The organism is Aeromonas sp. ASNIH4, from assembly GCF_002934425.1.
Lineage (GTDB): Bacteria > Pseudomonadota > Gammaproteobacteria > Enterobacterales > Aeromonadaceae > Aeromonas > Aeromonas hydrophila.
This window is the reverse complement of record NZ_CP026217.1, coordinates 1075139-1094530: the sequence shown is the minus strand read 5'-3', so window position 1 is coordinate 1094530 and position 19392 is coordinate 1075139. Positions and strand designations below refer to the sequence as shown.

At 63.8% G+C, this 19392-nt stretch carries 18 protein-coding genes and 2 tRNA genes; 8 read left to right on the top strand and 12 right to left on the bottom strand.

Going from position 1 to position 19392, the window contains the following annotated elements:
* Positions 1-15: 15 nt before the first annotated feature.
* Positions 16-1371 carry a sigma-54-dependent transcriptional regulator gene (locus tag C2U40_RS05170; RefSeq protein WP_017409121.1) on the bottom strand — a complete coding sequence of 452 codons (1356 nt, stop codon included), beginning with the start codon at positions 1369-1371 and terminating at the stop codon, positions 16-18.
* A gap of 248 nt (positions 1372-1619) precedes the next feature.
* On the opposite strand from C2U40_RS05170, the gene C2U40_RS05165 reads away from it, so the two are divergent.
* From C2U40_RS05165 to C2U40_RS05140, 6 genes are all read left to right on the top strand, one after another.
* The gene (locus C2U40_RS05165) at positions 1620-2462 is read left to right on the top strand and encodes a substrate-binding domain-containing protein (RefSeq protein ID WP_103827032.1); all 843 of its coding nucleotides are present in this window, start codon (positions 1620-1622) and stop codon (positions 2460-2462) included.
* Between the two features lie 67 nt (positions 2463-2529).
* Complete coding sequence (locus C2U40_RS05160; protein ID WP_016351543.1) at positions 2530-3231, top strand: ABC transporter permease; 702 nt, start codon at positions 2530-2532, stop codon at positions 3229-3231.
* Between the two features lie 115 nt (positions 3232-3346).
* The gene (locus C2U40_RS05155; protein ID WP_005303221.1) at positions 3347-4042 is read left to right on the top strand and encodes an energy-coupling factor ABC transporter ATP-binding protein; all 696 of its coding nucleotides are present in this window, start codon (positions 3347-3349) and stop codon (positions 4040-4042) included.
* Positions 4014-4652 (top strand): molybdenum cofactor guanylyltransferase MobA, encoded by a 639-nt coding sequence (gene mobA / locus C2U40_RS05150; RefSeq protein ID WP_029299481.1) that lies wholly within the window; start codon positions 4014-4016, stop codon positions 4650-4652. The genes C2U40_RS05155 and mobA overlap by 29 nt, the downstream gene beginning before the upstream one ends.
* A complete protein-coding gene (locus C2U40_RS05145; RefSeq protein WP_103827031.1) occupies positions 4649-6394 on the top strand; it encodes a bifunctional molybdopterin-guanine dinucleotide biosynthesis adaptor protein MobB/molybdopterin molybdotransferase MoeA in 1746 nt (581 codons plus the stop codon). Before mobA ends, C2U40_RS05145 begins: the two co-directional genes overlap by 4 nt.
* A gap of 63 nt (positions 6395-6457) precedes the next feature.
* Positions 6458-7516 (top strand): FUSC family protein, encoded by a 1059-nt coding sequence (locus tag C2U40_RS05140; protein ID WP_103827030.1) that lies wholly within the window; start codon positions 6458-6460, stop codon positions 7514-7516.
* A gap of 70 nt (positions 7517-7586) precedes the next feature.
* Here the strand turns inward: C2U40_RS05140 and C2U40_RS05135 are convergent, their stop codons facing one another.
* From C2U40_RS05135 to C2U40_RS05095, 9 genes are all read right to left on the bottom strand, one after another.
* Positions 7587-8960 carry an HD-GYP domain-containing protein gene (locus tag C2U40_RS05135; protein WP_103827029.1) on the bottom strand — a complete coding sequence of 458 codons (1374 nt, stop codon included), beginning with the start codon at positions 8958-8960 and terminating at the stop codon, positions 7587-7589.
* A gap of 87 nt (positions 8961-9047) precedes the next feature.
* Complete coding sequence (locus tag C2U40_RS05130) at positions 9048-9668, bottom strand: DUF3332 domain-containing protein (protein WP_103827028.1); 621 nt, start codon at positions 9666-9668, stop codon at positions 9048-9050.
* A gap of 128 nt (positions 9669-9796) precedes the next feature.
* The gene (locus C2U40_RS05125; protein WP_181014711.1) at positions 9797-11092 is read right to left on the bottom strand and encodes a methyl-accepting chemotaxis protein; all 1296 of its coding nucleotides are present in this window, start codon (positions 11090-11092) and stop codon (positions 9797-9799) included.
* 193 nt (positions 11093-11285) lie between these two features.
* Positions 11286-11747, bottom strand: a complete 462-nt coding sequence (locus tag C2U40_RS05120; RefSeq protein ID WP_103827027.1) for a GNAT family N-acetyltransferase — start codon at positions 11745-11747, stop codon at positions 11286-11288.
* Positions 11748-11825: 78 nt separating this feature from the next.
* Positions 11826-12269, bottom strand: a complete 444-nt coding sequence (locus C2U40_RS05115) for a DoxX family protein (RefSeq protein WP_103827026.1) — start codon at positions 12267-12269, stop codon at positions 11826-11828.
* A 5-nt stretch (positions 12270-12274) separates the two neighbouring features.
* Positions 12275-13030: an HvfC/BufC N-terminal domain-containing protein gene (locus tag C2U40_RS05110; protein ID WP_103827025.1), complete on the bottom strand. Its 756-nt coding sequence runs from the start codon at positions 13028-13030 to the stop codon at positions 12275-12277.
* Complete coding sequence (gene bufB / locus C2U40_RS05105; RefSeq protein ID WP_103827024.1) at positions 13023-13871, bottom strand: MNIO family bufferin maturase; 849 nt, start codon at positions 13869-13871, stop codon at positions 13023-13025. Before bufB ends, C2U40_RS05110 begins: the two co-directional genes overlap by 8 nt.
* A gap of 71 nt (positions 13872-13942) precedes the next feature.
* Entirely contained in the window at positions 13943-14206 is a 264-nt protein-coding gene (locus C2U40_RS05100; RefSeq protein WP_016351554.1) for a BufA1 family periplasmic bufferin-type metallophore, read from the bottom strand.
* Positions 14207-14564: 358 nt separating this feature from the next.
* On the bottom strand, positions 14565-14765 hold the full coding sequence (locus C2U40_RS05095) for a YbfA family protein (RefSeq protein ID WP_011706879.1): 201 nt from the start codon (positions 14763-14765) through the stop codon (positions 14565-14567).
* A gap of 214 nt (positions 14766-14979) precedes the next feature.
* Here C2U40_RS05095 and C2U40_RS05090 point away from each other — a divergent pair, with 214 nt between their 5' ends.
* A complete protein-coding gene (locus C2U40_RS05090) occupies positions 14980-15273 on the top strand; it encodes a hypothetical protein (protein ID WP_011706880.1) in 294 nt (97 codons plus the stop codon).
* Positions 15274-15335: 62 nt separating this feature from the next.
* On the opposite strand, the gene C2U40_RS05085 is transcribed toward C2U40_RS05090, so the two are convergent.
* Positions 15336-15409, bottom strand: a tRNA-Cys gene (locus C2U40_RS05085).
* 55 nt (positions 15410-15464) lie between these two features.
* Positions 15465-15540, bottom strand: a tRNA-Gly gene (locus tag C2U40_RS05080).
* Between the two features lie 249 nt (positions 15541-15789).
* On the opposite strand from C2U40_RS05080, the gene C2U40_RS05075 reads away from it, so the two are divergent.
* Entirely contained in the window at positions 15790-19227 is a 3438-nt protein-coding gene (locus C2U40_RS05075) for an ATP-binding protein (RefSeq protein WP_181014710.1), read from the top strand.
* The last annotated feature ends 165 nt before the right edge of the window (positions 19228-19392 follow it).

The following is a 19392-nucleotide window of genomic DNA, read 5'->3' as shown; positions in this document are numbered from 1 at the left end:
AAGGGGCGAGCCGGCTCATTCGATGGCCCACTCCTTGAACTTGCGCTCCAGGGTCTTGCGCGCCACCCCGAGCACCCGGGAGGCGGCCGACTTGTTGCCATCATGGCTCGCCACCACCTGCAGGATGTGAGCCTTCTCCACCTCGGCCAGCGCCCACTCCAGCGGATAGCCCTCCTCGCTCCGTGCCGACTCGGCCGGCTTGGCGCTCTGCCAGTACTCGGCGGGCGGCTTGCCCAGCAGCAGGCAACGCTCGATCAGGTTGCGCAGCTCGCGCACGTTGCCGGGCCAGGGGTAGGCCTGCATGGCCACCACGTCCTCGTGGGTCCAGTGCAGGGCGCCCATGCCCATCTCGGCGGTGAGCTGGCGGGTGAAGTGGTGCACCAGGGCGGGGATGTCATCGATGCGCTCGCGCAGGGGGGCCACCGGCAGCGCCACCACGTTGAGGCGATAGAAGAGGTCTTCACGAAAACGGCCCGCCTCCACCTCCGCCTTCAGGTTGCGGTTGGTGGCGGCGACGATGCGCACATCCACCGAAAGCTCCCGCTCGGCCCCCACCGGGCGGATGGCTTTCTGCTCCAGCGCCCGCAGCAGGGAGGCCTGCATGGCGAGCGGCATCTCGCCGATCTCGTCCAGAAACAGCGTGCCCTGGTGGGCGACCCGGAACAGGCCGTCGCGCCCCTTGCGGGCCCCGGTAAAGGCCCCCTGCACGTGGCCGAACAGCTCGCTCTCCAAAAGCTCGGGGGCGATGGAGGCGCAGTTGAGCGGCACGAAGGCCCCCATCCGGCCGGAGAGCTGGTGCAGGGCGCGGGCCACCAGCTCCTTGCCGGTGCCGGACTCCCCCTCCACCAGCACGGCGGCGTTGGAGGGGGCGACCCGGGCGATCAGCGTCTTGAGCTCGCGGGTCTTGGCGCTGTCGCCGATCAGGGTGGGCGGGAACAGCTTGCTCACCTCCCGGCGCAGCAGCAGGTTCTCCCGCTCCATCTGGCGGCGCTCGATGACCCGGTCCACCGCCTGCACCATCTGATCCAGGTTGAAAGGCTTGAGAATGAAGTCGCTGGCGCCGAGCCGCAGCGCCTTGAGGGCGGTCTCCATGTCGCCAAAGCCGGTCATGAAGATGATGTCGCTGCGCCGGGTGGCGGGATCGATGGCCTCGTGCCACTCGATGCCGGAGCGCCCCGGCAGGCGGATGTCGGCGATGATGAGATCAAAATGCAGGCGGCAGCGCAGGGCCTCGGCCTCCTCCACGCTGGCGGCCGTCTCTATCTGGGCGAAGCGGCGGGCCAGCGCCTTGGCGAGGAAGCTGCGCATGCCTGGTTCGTCGTCGACGATGAGCAAGGAGAGGGCGGACCAGCGGCTGGCGGGTGCAGTCATGAAAAAAGTACCTCAGATTCGACAAGGTTCCGGGATTGTCCCACCGACCTTATAAACTGTGGGACATTTTGTCGCTAACCGGCCCCAAGTGCCAACTCCGTTTATTAAAAGCGACGGTGCCATCACGCAATTAGTGCGCTTAACCGACTGTTTTCACATTAAAAACTGGGCCGAACAAGGCTCGCGGTCAGCTTGGCACCCTGCTTGCTTAGTCCTGCCCTCTCTCCATCACCGGGTACCCTGACATCATGATCACAGCCACAGTGCGCAAACGCCTCGCCCTTGCCCTCTCCTCCGCCCTGCTGCTCAGCCTGCCGCTCTGGAGCGCTGCCAGCCATGCCGAAACCAAGGCACCCATCCGCCTCGCCACCACCACCAGCACCGAACAGTCCGGCCTGCTGGGCTGGCTGCTGCCCCAGTTCACCAAGGAGACCGGCTACCCGGTGCAGGTGATGGCGGCCGGTACCGGCCAGAGCCTGAAGATGGGCGAGAACGGCGACGCGGATCTGGTGATGACCCACGCCCCCTCTGCCGAGAAGGCCTTCGTCGAGGCGGGCTTTGGCATCGAGCCTGAGCACCTGATGTACAACGACTTCGTCATCGTCGGCCCGGCGAAAGACCCGGCCGGTCTTGGCAAGCTGCACGATGCCGCCAAGGCGCTGGAAGCCATCAAGGACAAGGAGCAGACCTTTATCTCCCGCGGGGACGAGTCCGGCACCCACATCAAGGAGAAGACCCTGTGGCAGGCGGCCGACGTCAAGCCCGAGTTCGCTGGCTACAAGTCCATCGGCCAGGGCATGGGGCCGACCCTGACCATGGCTTCGGAGCTGGGTGCCTACACCCTGACCGACCGCGGCACCTGGCTCGCCTACCAGAGCAAGCTGGATCTCGCCGTGCTGCTGGAGGGGGACAAGCGGTTGTTCAACCCCTACCAGGTGATCCTGGTCAATCCCAAGCGCTACCCGGATCTCAACACCGAAGGGGCCCGCACCCTGAAGAACTGGCTGGTCTCCCAGCATGGCCAGCAGCTGATCGGTGACTTCAAGGTGGCCGGCCAGCCGCTGTTCGTGGCCGACGCCAAGCCACAGTGATGCCACGGCCGACCCTGCGCGACCTGCCCCTGGCGCCCCTCGCCACCTTGAGTGACGGAGGCGCCCGGTGCCGACCCTGATCGAAACCACACTGGCGGCCCTGGCGCTGCTGTTCAGCGGCGATGCCGAGCTGTGGCAGGTGGTGGGGGTCTCCTTCTCGGTATCGGGCCTCGCGCTCGGGCTGGTGCTGCTGCCAGCCCTGCTGCTCGGCTTCGCGCTGGCTTATCTGCCGATCCCGGCGCGCTGGCTCTGGCTCTCCTGCATCAATACCCTGCAGTCGGTGCCGACCGTGGTGATTGGCCTCTTGCTCTACATGCTGCTGTCGCGAGCCGGCCCCTTCGGCGACTGGAAGATGCTGTTCACCCAGCAGGCCATGGTGGTGGGGCAGATGCTGATCGCCTTTCCGGTGATCGCCACCATGGCCCACGCCGCGTTCGTGCAGAGCGACCGGCGCGCCTGGGAGACCGCCCGCACCCTGGGGCTCTCCTGGCCCAGGGCGCTGCTCGGGCTGATGCGCGAGTGCCGCTTCGGCCTGTTGGCGGCGGTAATCGGCGCCTTCAGCCGCATCGTCACCGAGGTGGGCTGCTCCATGATGGTGGGGGGCAACATTTTGCACTTCACCCGCAACATTCCCACCGCCATCGCGCTGGAGACCCAGAAAGGGGCCTTCACCCAGGGGGTCGCGCTCGGCATCGTCCTGCTGGCCCTGGCCCTGCTGCTCAACCTGTTGCTGACCGCGTGCCGTGGTCACAGCTATCTGAAGAACTGACCATGGCGCAGCGCACTGTCATCCCTAGCCAAATGCTGCTGACCCCCTCTCTATCGCGGTCACGGTTATGTGAAGAACCGACCATGCCCCCACCGTCCATCCACCGGAGTACGCCATGGCCCTGACCGCCCACCAGCTGATGATGCGCTTTGGCGAGCGCGACCTGTTCCAGATTGAGCAGCTCTCCATCGCGGCCGGCGACGCCATCTGGCTGCGCGGCGCGAACGGGGTGGGCAAGACCACCTTGCTCAAGATCCTGGCCGGTCTGCTCACCCCGACCCGGGGCCACACCAACCTCCCTTCTGGCTGGCGCGGCAAGCTCGGCCAGTGGCTCAAGCGCGATCCGGGGCCGGGCCGGGTCACCTACCTGCACCAGACCCCCTACCTGTTTGATCGCAGCGTGCACGACAACGTGGCCTGGGCCCTCGGCCATCGCGCCGCCGACGAGGTACGGGTGTTCGAGGCGCTGCGCCGGGTCGAACTGGAGAGCCTGGCACGGGAGCACATCAGCATTTTGTCTGGCGGCGAGCGTCAGCGTCTGGCCATGGCCCGCGCCTGGGCACTGCAGCCCGCCTTTTTGCTGATGGACGAGCCCACCGCCAATCTGGATGCACATTCGGTTGCCCTGATGGCCGCCATGGCGCAAGATCTGCGGGAACAGGGCAGCGGCCTGGTCATCATCAGCCACCAGAGCAACGATCTGACCGACCTGTGCGAGCGGCAATGGACCCTCGCCCGGGGCCGGCTGCACGAACCCACTCCTTTGAAAATCATCGAGCGACATGACCTCAAACAGCGAACCTCGTACTGACCGCTTTCCCGTCTCCGCCGTGGTGCTGGCCGGCGGCCGTGCCACCCGCATGGGGGGCGCCGACAAGGGCTGGGTCGAGTTGGCGGGCCGCCCGCTCATCGACCACGTGCTTGACCGACTGAGGCCCCAGGTGGACGAGATCCTGATCAACGCCAACCGCAGCCAGGCCCGCTACCAGGCGCTGGCCCCGGTCATCGGCGACGACAACCCCGACTATCTCGGCCCACTGGCCGGCATGCAGGCAGGCCTTGCCGCCGCCCGCCACGACTGGGTGCTGTTCGTGCCCTGCGACGGCCCCGCCCTGCCCCGCGATCTGATGGCGCGCTTTCGCGCCGCCCTGACCCCGGCGACCGAGCTGGTGGTGGCCCATGACGGTGACTGGCTGCAACCCGTGGTGGCCCTGCTGCACAAATCCCTGCTCCCCTCCCTATCCGCCGCGCTGGCCGAGGGAGAGCGCAAAATCGATATCTGGTTTGCCCGCCACCAGATGGCGGTGGTGAGCTTTGCCGACCAGCCGGATGCCTTCATCAATCTCAACAGCCCGGACGAGCTGGCCGCCTACGAGGCGCGCCTGCCAGACTCCGCGACCGGACAAGGAGCCACTTCATGACCCCGGCCCCCACCCTGCCCCTGCTCGGCTTTGCCGCCTGGAGCGGCACCGGCAAGACCACTCTGCTCGAGCAGCTCATCCCCCTGCTGGTGAGCCGCGGCCTGCGCCTCGGGGTGCTCAAGCACGCCCACCACGACTTTGATATCGACCAGCCGGGCAAAGACAGCCACCGCCTGCGCCAGGCCGGTGCCAGCCAGATGATGGTGGCCTCCCGCCGCCGTCACGCCCGCATCGTTGAGACCGATCTGGGTGAGGCCGATTTTCGCGAGCTGCTGGCCAGCTTCGATCAGCGCAGCCTCGACCTGCTGCTGGTGGAAGGGTTCAAGCACGAGCACTTCCCGAAAATCGAGCTGCACCGCGCCGCCATCGGCAAGCCGCTGCTGTTCCCGCTTGATCGCGACATCATCGCCGTGGCCAGCGATCAGCCCACAGAGACCGCCCTGCCCCGGCTCGACATCAATGATCTGGAGGCCATCGCCGACTTCGTCTGCGCCTACCTGGTGCAGAGCCGGCAGCAGGAGCAGGCGCCGGGGGCCGGCTTCCTGTCGGTCGAGGGGGCGCGCCAGGCCATTCTTGATGCACTCACCCCCTCTACCCGCAGCATCGACCTGCCGCTCGCCCGCTGCCACGGCGCCGTGCTGGCGGGGGATCTCGTCAGTCCCATCAATGTGCCGCCCCACGCCAACTCGGCGATGGACGGCATTGGCCTGCGCAGCGACGATCTCGCCGCCGGCCGCTGGCAGCTGGTGGGAGAAGTGCTGGCAGGCCAACCGCGCAGCGAGCCGGTACTGACCGGACAGGCGGTGCAGATCATGACGGGCGCCCCGCTGCCCCCCGGTGTCGACACCGTGGTGATGCGCGAAGAGACCCAGCTTGAGGATGAGTGGGTCAGCGTCAGCGCCCCCGTCAAGGCGGGGCAGAACGTGCGCCAGGCCGGCGAAGATCTGGCGCTGGGCGCGGTCGCCATCCCAGCCGGCACCCGCCTCGGCGCCCCTCAGCTCGGGCTTGCGGCTTCTCTGGGGCAGGCAACGCTGACGGTACGCGCGCCGCTCAAGGTGGCGCTGTTCAGCACCGGCGACGAGGTGCAGGCACCGGGCGAGACGCTCGCCCCCGGCCACATCTTCGACAGCAACCGCTTCACCCTGATGGCGCTCATCGCCGGGGCCGGCTGCGAGGTGATGGACCTTGGCATCATCCCCGATGATCCCGCCATCCTGCACCAGCAGCTGGCACAGGCCGCGGCCGACGCCGACCTGGTGCTGAGCTCGGGCGGGGTGTCGGTGGGCAATGCCGACTTCATCAAGCAGGTGCTGGCCGAGCTTGGCCAGATCGCCTTCTGGCGCATCCAGATGCGGCCGGGCCGTCCGCTCGCCTTCGGCAAGCTGGGGCAGACCCCCTTCTTCGGCCTGCCCGGCAACCCGGTGGCCGCCATGATCTGCTTCCTGCAATTCGTCGAACCCGCCATCGCCCGCCTGCAAGGCCGGGTGTGGCAGCCGCTGCGCCTGTCGGCGCTGGCCGAACAGCAGATGAAGAGCCGGCCGGGACGCACCGAGTTCCTGCGCGGCATCTTCCATCAGGACGCCAGCGGCGTGCTGCGGGTACGCACCACAGGGCCGCAGGGCTCCGGCATCCTCAGCTCCATGAGTGATGCCAACTGCCTGATTGAAATCGTCCCCGCCCAGCCAGCCATCACGGTCGGCGAGCGGGTCTGGATCCACCCACTCCAGGGACGAGTGGCCTGATACCGGTGTCTACCCCGCCGGGCGTGGCGGGGTGGCTGCCCCCATGAATCCGAGGCTTGTCCCTTGCGCCTGAATGCCCCCCTCTCCCGACTCGATCTATTGATCTACGGTCACTACCGCATCGTCCACGGCCTGCGCATCGCGCTCGCCTTCATGCTCACCTTTCTGCTGACCCGCGAGCTCAAGCTGCCGGAAAGCACCTGGCCCCTCATCACCCTGGTGGTGGTGATGGGCCCCATCTCGTTTTGGGGCAATGTGCTGTCGCGCGCCCTGCAGCGGGTGGTCGGCACCATCTTCGGCGCCAGCTGCGGGGTGGTGGCGCTCTATCTCGAGCTCTACTCCCTGCCGCTGATGCTGCTGTGGTGCGGCTGCATCATGTTCCTGTGCGGCTATCTGGCGCTCGGCAAGCGCCCCTACGTGGGGCTGCTCATCGGCATCACCCTCGGCGTCACCATGGGGGCCATGCCCGGCGACATCGAAACCGCCCTGTGGCGCAGTGCCGACGTGATCCTGGGATCCCTGCTGGCGCTGCTGTTTTGCAGCATCTATCCCCAGCGCGCCTACAGCCACTGGCGGTTGCAGATGCACGACACCCTGCAGCAGGCCCAGCGGCTCTACCACACCCACCTCTCCCCCAACGTGCTGGAGCGGCCGCGCCTCGCCCACAGCCACGCCAGACTGCTCTCCAAGATGGTGAGCCTGCGCCCCCTGCTGACCCCGGCCGTCAAGGAGACCCGCCTTGGCAGCGCCCTGTTCGAAGCGATCCAGACCACCATGCGCAACACCCTCTGCACCCTGGAGATGCTGGCCAACACCTACTGGCGCGATCGCCAGAGCCACTTTCTGATGCAGAGCACCCCGGAGCTGCGCGCCTGCCAGCAGGCGACCGAGGCGCTGATGAGCGAGCTGGCGCTGATGCTCAAAAGCGGCGAGCTGCAGGGCTCTGAACTGGCCATCAGCCGTCTGCAGGAGGCGGCCGGTAGGGTGCGGATCGATGCCGGTGGCGAGGCCGCCATCAGCGGCTATCTGTGGCTCAATCTGCAGCTCACCGAACAGCTCATCCACCTGCGCCGGCTGCTGGGTCTGGTGATACACCCGCCCCGCAGCCAGAACCACCCATAGCAAAACGCCCCGCAAAGCGGGGCGTTGTCGTTAAAAGGCCAGTGACTTGAGGCCCGATATGGCGCCAACATTAACTGGCGTTTGCCAGCGGCTGCTTGAGCGGGAGGTAAAGGGAAAAATCCTGGATCCCCGCCTGCAGGGCAGCAAAGCAGTCCGGATCAATGGCCGAACCCAGCGTCTCGGCCATCATCTCCAGCGCCTGGGGCACCGGGATAGCACCGCGATAGGGCCGTTTGGCAGTGATGGCATCAAAAATGTCGGCCGTGGTGATGATGCGGGTCTCCAAGGCTATCTCGTCCCCTTTCAATCCTTTGGGGTAACCCTTGCCATCGAGGCGCTCATGGTGGGCACCCGCCACTTGCGCCAGCTCCTCGAACGCCCCGATGCGACTCAGGATCTCCTCGGTATAGGCGGCATGCATCTGCACGGCGGCCCACTCCTGCGCATCCAGCTTGCCCGGCTTGTCGAGAATGGCGTTGCTCACCCCCAGCTTGCCCACGTCATGGAGCAGGGCGCCGCGCTTGAGCCAGCGTCTTCGCTGCTCGGACAGGCCCATCTGGGTGGCGAGGATGTCGGTATAGAGCGCCACCCGGCTACTATGACCGGCGGTGTAGGGACTTTTGGAGTCGACCACCTGGCCGAACGCCGCCGCGATCTCGTCCAGATAATCTTCATCCAGAGCGACTTCACCCTGCCCGGCCGGGTGAACGAACACCCACTCAGCCAAACCGGGATCCGCCAGTCCTTGCCAGAAGTCGTCATCCGCCAACGCCTCAAACTCGCTAACCAATTGAGGATCAAACCAGCTGCCGCTGCGCTCACGCAGCTCTTTGAGGGCTGAATCTGGGCCAGCTGCGGCGTGAAACACATCCACCACCTGGCAGAGCAGGGCAATACGGGAGAAGAGCGGAATCGCGTCACCGGCCAGTTGCAACGGTCGACCTTTGCCGTTCCAGTGCTCGTCCAGAGAGAGGATGCCGGCGGCGAGCTCTTCACTGAACCGCAGCTGGCGAGCAATGTCCGCCCCCCGATGACAACGGGTCTGGATCAGTTCGTTGGCTATCTGATCGCCGTTGCGAAAGATATGGAACAGGCTGCGAAAACGCCCCAGCAGGTCCGCCTGTAGGCCGGTGTGGCCCAGCACGAAGTTAACCACCTCCGAGAGGGAGCCATCCACCAGCTTGAAGTCGCGTTTGAAGTGAAGATCGTCGGTGAGATAGAGCTCGCAGATACGGGCCGCATTGCTGCTGCACCCCAGATCCTTGAGCAGCAGCATGTAATAGAGATCATGGCGCTGCCGGGCATCCAGCGCCAACCGCTCGGCCAGTCGGGAACCTATCCAGCAACAGCGAATGCAGTGCCCTCTTGGTTGCCCCTCGGTCATGTCGAGTGCATGACTGAGGGAACCAATCAACTCTGCCAACCGCAATCCATTCACCGTCATAGCCTGCTCCCTTGGACATCATGGCGATCTTGCCTGCTGACTAGGTATACCTTATCCAGAGAGGAATAGATCTGGATTCAGATGAATTTACGCCTCGGCGCTGCCAGTCCGGGCTTTTTCCTCCAGCTGGGCCGGGGTCAGGGTCGACACCAGCCGGCCGTCGAAGTAGATGTCCAGCAACGCGCCGCGCTTCTCGCCACGCATCAGGCTGCTGCGCCCGTCCAGGTAGTGCACCTCCATCTGGGCGGTGCGCTCGTCCGGGTAGCTCACCTCCACCTCACGTACCCCTTGCGGCAGCATGGCCAGCGGCACCTTGTTGAGGGACGGATCCAGGTGCTGGTTGACCTTGATCAGGGCGTCCAGCTTCTGATCCACCAGCGCCGGCGACTTGCCGGTGATGGGGTTCTTGCCCGACCAGAATTCGATGGTGTTGAACACGAACAGATCGGCGGTGGCCGCCAGGCCGTAGACCGGCGAGAGCAGGACGAAGACCCCGGCCCGGCCATAACGGTTGTCCACCACGCTGAGGTTGCCCTTGGTCACCATGGAGGAGAACCCCATCTGCCCCATGCAGCCGCTCAGTCCCACGCTTGCCACCATGCCCGCCAGCAGCGCCAGTGCCCTGCCCTTTCTTCTCGTTGCCATCGTCTTCGCTTGCTCCAGAAATAATGAGGCGGCAAGCCTAAACAGGCCGCCACCAACGGGCAATTCACAAGCAGGGCGCGATACAGCGGGGGTTCAGACTGGGATATCGACTGCTCACCATTCACACAGCCTGTCGAAATAACGGCCAGGATGACAGCCTGCCTCTCACGAGGCAGGCTCCCTGAACGGCATCAGATGGAGAGGCTGGAGACGGTCGCCGAGACGTTGTTGGCCTCCTGCCGGATCTCCGCCATCACTTCGTTGACCTTGTCGATCTGCTGCTTGCCGAGCTCGGCGCTGCCGGCCACCCTGGCCATGTCGTCGGTCACTTTGGCGGTCAGCTCGCGGTTCTTCTGCACCACCTTGGCAATCTCGTCGGTGGAGAGCGACGTGCGTGCCGCCAGCTGGCGCACCTCATCGGCTACCACTGCGAAACCGCGCCCCTGATCCCCGGCCCGGGCCGCCTCGATGGCTGCATTGAGGGCCAGCAGATTGGTCTGATCGGCGATGCTGCTGATGGTGGAGACAATGGCCTCGATGCTTTTGGACTGCTCGTTGAGCTGGTTGATGAGCAGAATGGTCTTGTCCACCTGCTCGCTGATGAGCGACGAGGTGTCCACCACCGAGCGCAACAGATCCGCCCCCTGCTCGGCACTGCGCAGGGTCTCCTGCGCCGTGGCATGGGCCACCTGAGCGGCATCGCGCACGGCGTGGCTCTTGGTCACCCGCTCGGTGATGTCGCTGGCAAACTTGATGACCCGGTTCACCTTGCCGCTTTCGTCGCAGATCGGGTTGTAGGTGGCCTCCAGCCAGATCGCATCGCCATGACTGTTGCGCCGCAAGAAGAGCCCGGACTTGAACTGTCCCTGAGCCAGCTCCTCCCAGAAGCGGGGATGCTCTTCATAGAAGGCGTCATCACAGAACATGCGGTGATTGCGCCCCTTTATCTCGGCCAGGGTGTAGCCGAGACAGCTCAGGAAGTTGGGATTGGCCGAAATGATGTCGCCATTCGGGGTGAACTCGATCATCGCCAGCGAGCGTTCCAGCGCCTTGGTGACAGCTTCCTGACGCAGCAGTTGTTGATGCTTGTCAGTAATGTCGCTGGCGATCTTGATCACTCGGGTCACCCGCCCCTGCGACTTGACCGGGAAGTAGCTCGCCTCCAGCCAGACCACCTCGCCCCGCTTGTTGAGACGCGAGAAGATGCCGGACTTGACCCGGCCCTGCTTGAGCTGGGCCCAGAACTGCTGGTAATCGGCAGAGCGAGCCAGCTCCGGGCTGCAAAACATTCGGTGGTGCTGCCCCTGCAACTCCATCGCGCTGTAACCCATCAGGCTCAAGAATGGCTGGTTGGCCTCCAGGATCTCGCCATCCGGGGTGAACATGATGGTTGCGATCCCTTCCTTGACCGCCTCCACGAAGCCCTGGAATTCGGCCAGCTGTGCCTGGCAGGCCTGCAACTGCGCCTTCAGCTTGTTGTTGAACATGGATGTCATACCTCTGTACTGACAAGATGGAAAAGGGCACAAGACTCGGTGCTGGGTGAACCGTCACGAACCTGTTGAGGCTGATCTTAGTTGAGCACCGTGGTGCGATCAGAATTTGGCCGATATTTTGCCACAGCCGGCGAGGGGCTCGCAGTGCAGCCTGCGCCTGATACGTGCAAGGCCCGGCGAGGGATCACCCGGGCTGCCACTCCAGGTAAGCCGGATTGGCCACAAAACCGATCCGTTCATAGAGCGGGCGCCCCTCGTCGCTGGCATGCAGCCAGACCCGGCCCAGTTGCTGCGCTCTGGCATAATCCGCCATCTGATCCAGCAGGGCGCCCGCCAACCCCTGCCGACGGTGGGCCGGCAGGGTATACATGTTGAGCAGATAGCCCTCCTTCCCCGCCAGGTTGCCGGGATAGGGCGGGCGCACGAAGAGGGCCAGGGTCACACTCGCCACCACCTCGCCATCCACTTCCGCCACCCAGGAGCGGGCGCTCTCCTCGGCCTGCGCCGTGCTGAAGTAGCGGCTGGTTGCCTGCCAGAGATCGAGGTCAGCCAGCGGTTCGCTCAGCTCCCCCACCTCGCAAAACAGTGCCATGCGCAGGGTCACCAGCGCGGGAATGTCTGCCTGCGTTGCCTGACGGATGATCATCGGCGCTTCTCCTTGTGACGCTCGTTGAGGTGAACAGACACCCCGCGGGCGCCTGAACAAAGCGCCAGTGTGGAGACTTCACGCCCGCCTGGCAAGGCGCCACTGGTCCCAGGCCAGCGGCCCCGCGCCCCAGACGACCAGGGTCAGCAGCATCCAGCCCCACAGCTGGTGATCGTAAAAACCGCCGGCCCAGAGGGTGGGATAGGAGATCACCGCCACCATGTTGAAGGCAAACAACAGGGCGGCGACCGGCCGGGTAAAGAGGCCGGCCAAGAGCAGCACCGGCAGCAACAGCTCGGTGGCCGTGCCAAGCCAGGCCGCCCACTGCCAGGGCAGCAGGGGCACCTGATACTCGAACTCGAACAGATAGAGGGTGCTGTCCCAGGCGCTCAGCTTGAGCCAGCCAGAACGAAAGAAGGCCGCCGCCACCCAGCACCTGGCCAGCAGCAACAGGGCGCCGCTCAGCCACCAGGGAACGGCAGGGCCCACCGGTTGCATCAGTGTCCACTTGTGATTTGTCATCGAAATTACTCCAGCGTTGAGGTCACATCGACCAGCAGGCCCAGGGTGACGAGGCGGGTCAGAGACTCTGCAGCCTGCGAGTCCTGAGCCAGCAGGGCCGACAGGGCTATGCCCCGGCGGCAGCCATCCAGCAGGCGCCACTCTCCTTCGCTCAGGCTCAGCGGCAATACCCGACAATCGGGCTGTTTCTTGAGGGCGAGCCAGGCGGGAGCCGCCAGATCCTGCACTGTCTCGCCCTCGTGCAGGGCCATCTGCCAGAGGGCATCAACCGGGCGCGGGCTGTCGAACAGACACAGATCGCAGGCCGGGATCAGCACCAGCGTCTGCCAGGCCGCTGGTGACAGGGCGGCCACCCGCTCGGCCGGCCAGTGGCGCCCCTCGGCAGCCAGCAAACTGGTGCGCTCCAGTACCCACTCAAAGCGGGCCAGCTCCCCCAGCCAGGGCAGATTTGCGGTGGTCGGCAGCCGGGCAAGCCAGTCGCCAAAGCCGGCGCCGTAATGCATCACGCTCCCTTCGCAGAGCGGCTCTGCCAGCACGAAGCCGCGCGCCGCGGCGTCGAAAAACGCCTCCCCCACCATGGCTTTGACGGCCGGATAGCTGCCCGCCAGCACCTCGCCAAGGCTCAGGATGAAGTGGTTGCGATAGACCTGCAGTACGGCATTCGCCGTAAAGAGACGGGAGTGGATGTGGGGCAGAATGGCCTCGCTCTGGCCAAGCAGCCCCTCGGCAAACTGCTGCTGCCGGCGAGCCAGTTCAGACATGGGCGGCCTCCGGCACAAGATCAGCGGCCATGGCGGCGTCCAGCATGGCGCTCGCGCGCTCGGCCTCTGCCAACAGCACGGGGAGCGGCGGGATCTCGAGGTCCCACTCGATCAGAGTGGGGATGGCGCGCTGGCGGCAGATCTCGGCATAGAGGGCCCACACCGGTTCGCTCACCGGCGCGCTGTGGGTATCGATATAGAGGTGCCCCTGCGGCAGGGACTGATCGGTAAAACCGGCCAGGTGAATTTCGCCTACCGTAGCGATGTCGATGGCGGCCAGATAGTCGCGGCATGCAAAGCCGTGGTTGAAGGCACTGACATAGAGGTTGTTGAGATCGAGCAGGATGGCGCAGTCGCTGCGCTGCTGCAGCTCCGCCAGAAACTCCCACTCCGGCATCTCCCCCGCCAGTTGCAGGTATGAAGAGGGGTTCTCGATCAGCAGCCGGCAGCCGAGCGCCTCCTGCACCTGCATGATCTTGTCGCTCATGTTGAGCAGGCTCTCCCGGGTATAGGGGACCGGCAGCAGATCGTTGAAGTGGCGCCCCCCAATGCTGCCCCAGCTGAGGTGTTCCGAGATGCGCACCGGTTTGATGGCGCGGGCCAGCGCCGAGAGGCTGGCGAGGTGATCAAGGTCGAGTGCATCGGCCGAGCCCAAGGACATGCCGACGCCGTGCAGGCTGACGGGATAGTGCCGGGCCAACTCGCTCAGCACCTGAAAACCCCGGCTGTGACGCTCAAAGTAATTTTCGCTGTGCACCTCCAGCCAGCCAACCGCCGGCAGGGTGCGCAATATCTCGTCGTAATGGGGCGTGCGCAATCCAATACCAATCAAGGGGTTCATCGCAAAGCCTCGCTGCAAACCAGCCAAAAGAAGGCCACGGTGCCCCTGAGGCAACACCGTGGCACCCAGCCTTACTTGGGTTGCAGCGAGCCGCCCGCCAGCTTCTCGCACAGCCCCTTTGGCACCACTACGAAGGCGTCACCCTGGGCATCCATCTTGGCGGTACCGGCGCAGGAGCTGGTCTTGGTCGCGCAGTCGTTCTTGCTCGCCTTCACCACCCCGTAGCACTTCTCCTTTTCATCGGCCGCCATGGCCGGGGCGGCGACGAACTGGGCGCCGAGGGCCAGCAGACCGGTCATGGCGGAGGCGATGGCAGTGCTCTTTTTAACGTTCATTCTCTGTTCCTTCTGATTGTGTGTGGTGTGCCCGATCGGTCACGACCGGATGCCCTCCATAGAACCGGAGCGCCGACGAATTGATTTCAAAAAAAATGCAAAATCGACACATCTATAAAAAACACAATTGGCAAAATATTGTTTTTAAAGGGTTATTCCATTCCCCTTTCAAATGTTCTTTCGCCATGAAAATGTGCACTGCGCCACCCTGCCGCCGCCAATCCCAGGGATGCAGGCAATAAAAAACCCCGCCAGAGGGCGGGGTTTGATTGGCACGATACAACCGTGCGGGCATCGGCGGTCGATACTTAATGACAAAAAAGACAGCCGCAGCTGTCTTTTTCAATTGAAACCTGACTTAGTAGAAGATCCGCTCGCCACGCTCGCTCATCTTGAGCCATACCGGCTTGGTGCTGGTCTTGTTCCAGATCCGGTGCAGATAGCTGTAGAAACGGGCCCGATCGCTGCGAAACAGCATCACGGGGAAAGCCAGCATACCCACCAGCAGCACATAGATGCGACGAAGAATTATCTGAGTCAGGGAATAGGGATGAAACATGATAGAACTCCTTACTGGTAAGACCACTGAACAAAGATTACTCCACAATTTGTAGGATTACTACACCAAGATTCCCATTTTTTTGCAAAAAGATCCCTTAAAAGCCTTAAAGTGAAATTGGGTTACATCCATTAACTTACAGGCAACAAAAGCTGGCAAAGCAGCTCCCGTCGACCAGATTTAATGAGTTGGCACTCAAGATGGAGTCGGTGCGATGAAACCCGCAGAAATGGCGATCATAGGGATACTGGGCCTGCTGCTCTGGTCGGAATGGCAGGATTGGCAACTCAACCAGGCCGACAGCATCACGCTGGCCTACAAGGGAGCACCGACCGTCAGCATGTGGCAATGCGGCCAGTTGAAACAGAAGATGATGGATGTGACCGAACACTCGGCCGAAGTGCAGTTTCAATACCGGGGACAGGACCTGACGCAGGTCAACCGCTATCTGGAACGAGAGTGGCAGCAACAGGGCTGTGAGCAGCTGTTGTTGCAGCAAGGATATTGAGCAGAGTGATCCACACCGGGCTGGTGTGATGAAATGCTTTAAGAAATGAAGCTAGGAGAAAATGGAGGCACGTTCCGGAGTCGAACCGGACTAAACGGATTTGCAATCCGCTGCATAACCGCTTTGCTAACGCGCCATGCTGACAAGGCATTGCCTTGAAAGTGATATCCATGATTGGTGCCATGGAAAATTGGAGCGGGAAACGAGACTCGAACTCGCGACCCCGACCTTGGCAAGGTCGTGCTCTACCAACTGAGCTATTCCCGCCTGTACTGCTTGCTGCCAGTTGCCTGACAACGAGGCGCATTATACGTACCCCGAGCGCGGGCACAACCCTTTTTTCGCACTTTGGCCCCTTTCCCGTGCTGTTTGCTCAGGGTTTAGACGGCTTGCCCAAAAAATCCGCACCAGGCTGTGACCCCACAGGCGAATTTGAGATAAAGTCATTGAAATGATTAGCCTTTAGTCAGAGACTTGCTGCGGTTAGTAACCGGATTCTCAATTGAAAATCACCCAATGAAATGGATCTTCAAGCCCCGTGGGCTCAGGCCGCAGCTGATGCTGGCATTTTTCATGCTAGCCATGGTGCCCTTCCTGGTCGTCACCCTGTTTTTCCTCTATAGCCACGGCAAGGATCTCACCACCCAGACTTCCAACCATCTGGTTTCCGTTCGCAACATCAAGAAGAACCAGCTGGAAGACTATTTCGGCAACCTCAAAGAGCAGATCATCAACTTCTCCCAGCAGGATTTTGCCGGCAACAGTATCGGTCGCTTCTACGGCTTCACCGGTGCCTTCGAGAAACTCGGCACCACACCGCAGGAGGCCCGCGCCCGCGCCCAGGCCCGCTATGTGCCGGGCTCCTGGGATCAGCTGCAAAAACCCGACAGCACCAGCGACATCGAACCCTCCATCAGCGCCCTGATCCTGGCGGACGAGATGTACGGCCGGGTACACCAGCGCTTTCACCGCGGCTACGCCGACATGGTGCGCAAGTCCAACTACAGCGACATCTTTCTCATCGATCTCAACGGCGACGTGGTCTATTCGGTCACCAAACACGCCAACTTCGCCACCAACCTGCTCTCCGGCCCCTACCAGTCGAGCGGCCTTGGCAGCACCTTTGCCAAAATCAAGCGCCGCCTCGACGGTGGCCAGAAGCCGCAGCAAATCTTCGAGTTCACCGATTTTGGCCGCAACGAGCTGACCGGCCAGGTGGTCGCCTACATGGCGGCCCCCGTTATGCAATACGACTATGTGCGCGGCGTGGTGATCTTCGAGCTGCTGCCTGACAAGCTCAACCAGATCATGGCGGAGCGGGAAGGACTGGGCGAGACCGGCGAGACCATCCTCATCGGCCCGGACAAGCGGATGCGGGCCAACGCCTGGCTGGCGCCTGAATTCAGCGTGGAGAATAGCTTCAGCCCCAACTTCCGGCCGCTGCAGACCCCGCTGGTAGTCAAGGCGCTCTCCGGCGAGCAGGGGGTCGGGCTGTTTCGCTCCTACCACGATGACGAGGTGCTGGCCGCCTACACCCAGGTGAAGGTGTTCGACACCGAGTGGGCCTTCATCGCCGAGATCTCCACCAGCGAGGCCTATCGCCCCATCCGCCAGCTGGAGACCCTGGTGATCCTGCTGGGGGCCGGCTCCCTACTGCTGCTGATCCTCTTCTCCCGCTGGCTCTCCCACTCCATCACGGCGCCGCTGCGCTCCCTCACCGCCGCCGCCGAACAGGTGGCCGACGGTGCGCTGGATCACCCCATCGCCATCGAACGTACCGACGACGACATCGACCGGCTCGCCCAGGCGTTTCGCCACATGCAGCGCTCGGTGAAGGACAAGATCGAACTCATCGAGCGCCAGACCCAGGAGCTGCAGCAGCAGGTCAAGCTGACCCACAAGCAGAACCTCAGTCTGCAGCAGGCGGACAAACTCAAGGATGAACTGCTGGCCAACACCTCCCACGAGCTGCGCACCCCCATTCACGGCATCAAGGGGATGGCCGAGTCCATGCTCGCCAGCCAGCAGGACTTGACCGAAGGACAGCAAAAACAGCTGGGGCTCATCATCAAGAGCGCCGACGGCCTGGCCCGGCTGGTGGACGATCTGCTCGACTACCACCAGATGCGCTACGGCCAGCTGGAGATCCACCCCCAGCCGGTCTCCTCCAAGGGAGTCATCCGGCTGGTGCTGGATCTCTGCCAGCACCTGGTGCAGGCCAAGCCGCTCACCCTGGTAGACATCAGCCCGGTGGAGCTGCCGCCGGTACTGGCCGACGAGCAGCGGCTCGAACAGGTGCTCTACAACCTGGTGGGCAACGCCATCAAGTACACCCCGCAGGGCAAGGTGGTGCTGAGCGCCCTGGTGGAGGACAACTTCCTGCGCATCAAGGTGACCGACACCGGCATCGGCATAGCCCCGGATCACCTGGAGCACATCTTCGAGCCGCTGGTGCAGATGAGCCCGGAGGTCAGCAAGCAGGGGGCCGGCCTCGGCCTCTCCATCACCCGCCAGCTGGTGCACCTGATGGGGGGCGAGCTGTTCGTGGAGAGCGAGCCGAGCGTCGGCTCCACCTTCGCCTTCACCCTGCCGCTCGCCAGCGGCAAGGCGGGCAGCCTGACCCTCGACAGCCGCCAGATCGAGCACCAGCTGGTGCGCCAGCAGCCGCTGATCCTGCCGGACTGGGAGAGCGAGGATCTCCCCCCTCCCCCCGAGGATGCGCCTCTCATCCTGGTGGTGGACGACGAGCCCATCAATTTGCACATCCTGCGCCACCTGCTGCAGCCCTGCGGTTATCGCATCCTGCCCAGCAGCGACGGCCACGATGCGCTGGCCAAGCTGGCTCAGGAGCCGGTCGACCTCATCCTGCTGGACGTGATGATGCCCACCCTCTCCGGTTTCGACGTCTGCCGCCGGCTACGCCAGCAGCACCCCAAGGAGAAGCTGCCGGTACTGCTGCTCACCGCCCTCAACCAGCCCAAAGACATCGAGGAGGGCTTCAACGCCGGCGCCAACGACTATCTGGTCAAACCCTTCTGCAAGGAGGAGCTGTTCGCCCGGGTCAGGGCCCTGCTGGAAGCCAGCGCCGGGCGCGCCTCTCTGGTAGAGAATCGCTTGCTCAAGCAGGAGATAGAGCACCGTCTGCTGCTGCAGGAACAGCTGCATCAGGATCAGGAGCGACTGCTGGGTCTGCTCGGCGAAGGGGCCGACCCCATGGTGTTCATCGACGGCCAGGGCACAGTGCTGTTCGCCTCGCGGGCGCTGGCCCGCCTGCTGGGCCAGGAGCCGGAAGCCATGGAGGGACAACCGCTGGACGACTGGCTGGCCAGCCCGCTGACCAGCCAGTGGCCCGAGCTGCACGATCGGGGGGAGCAGCAGCTGGCGTTTCTGGTGGCCGGCCAGAAAGACGAGCTCAATGCCCGCGCCCTGCCCATCAGCCTGGGGGGCCAGGCCGCCTTCGCCCTCACTCTCAGCACCGAGCTGCGGCAGGACGAGAACCGGGTGATGGCGCTGGAGAACGCCCTCAAGAGCCTGTCACGCCAGGCCATCATCGAGGATGGCCAGCTGCTGGGCGAGCTGAGCCGGCTGGGCGGAGAGTTCCGCTCGCTGGCCGACGACCTCATCCGCCAGCAGGATGACGAGCCCTTGCGCCGCGCCCTGGTGGACACCATGCGGCTCACTCTGGATGCCTGGCAGCAGAGCACCGGCAAGGGCAAGATAGTGCTGGCCGAGAAGAGCAAGCTGTGGCGGGTCTACATGGATCGCTCCAGCCCGCAGACCCGCACCCTCGACAAGTACCTGAGCCTGGATACCCTGCCCAAGGCGCCGCGCTGGAAGACGGTGGTCGCCACCGCCGAGTATGTGCTGAGCCACGGCCCGCTCAACGAGGCTCAGCGCCAGCAGTTGCACCACAGCGCCCAGACCCTGCGTCAGCTCGCCAACCGCAAGCCCTGATATCCACCGCCCAATCTGCGCCCTGGCTCACACTTGCCGGGGCGGTTTTTTTTTGTGCAGAATTAAGCCTTCGCCATACGTCAAAACAAGAGCCGATCCAATTCACACAATTGTCATGGAAGGTCGATTGACAGGGACTTATTACGCCAAAGCAATTAACATAAC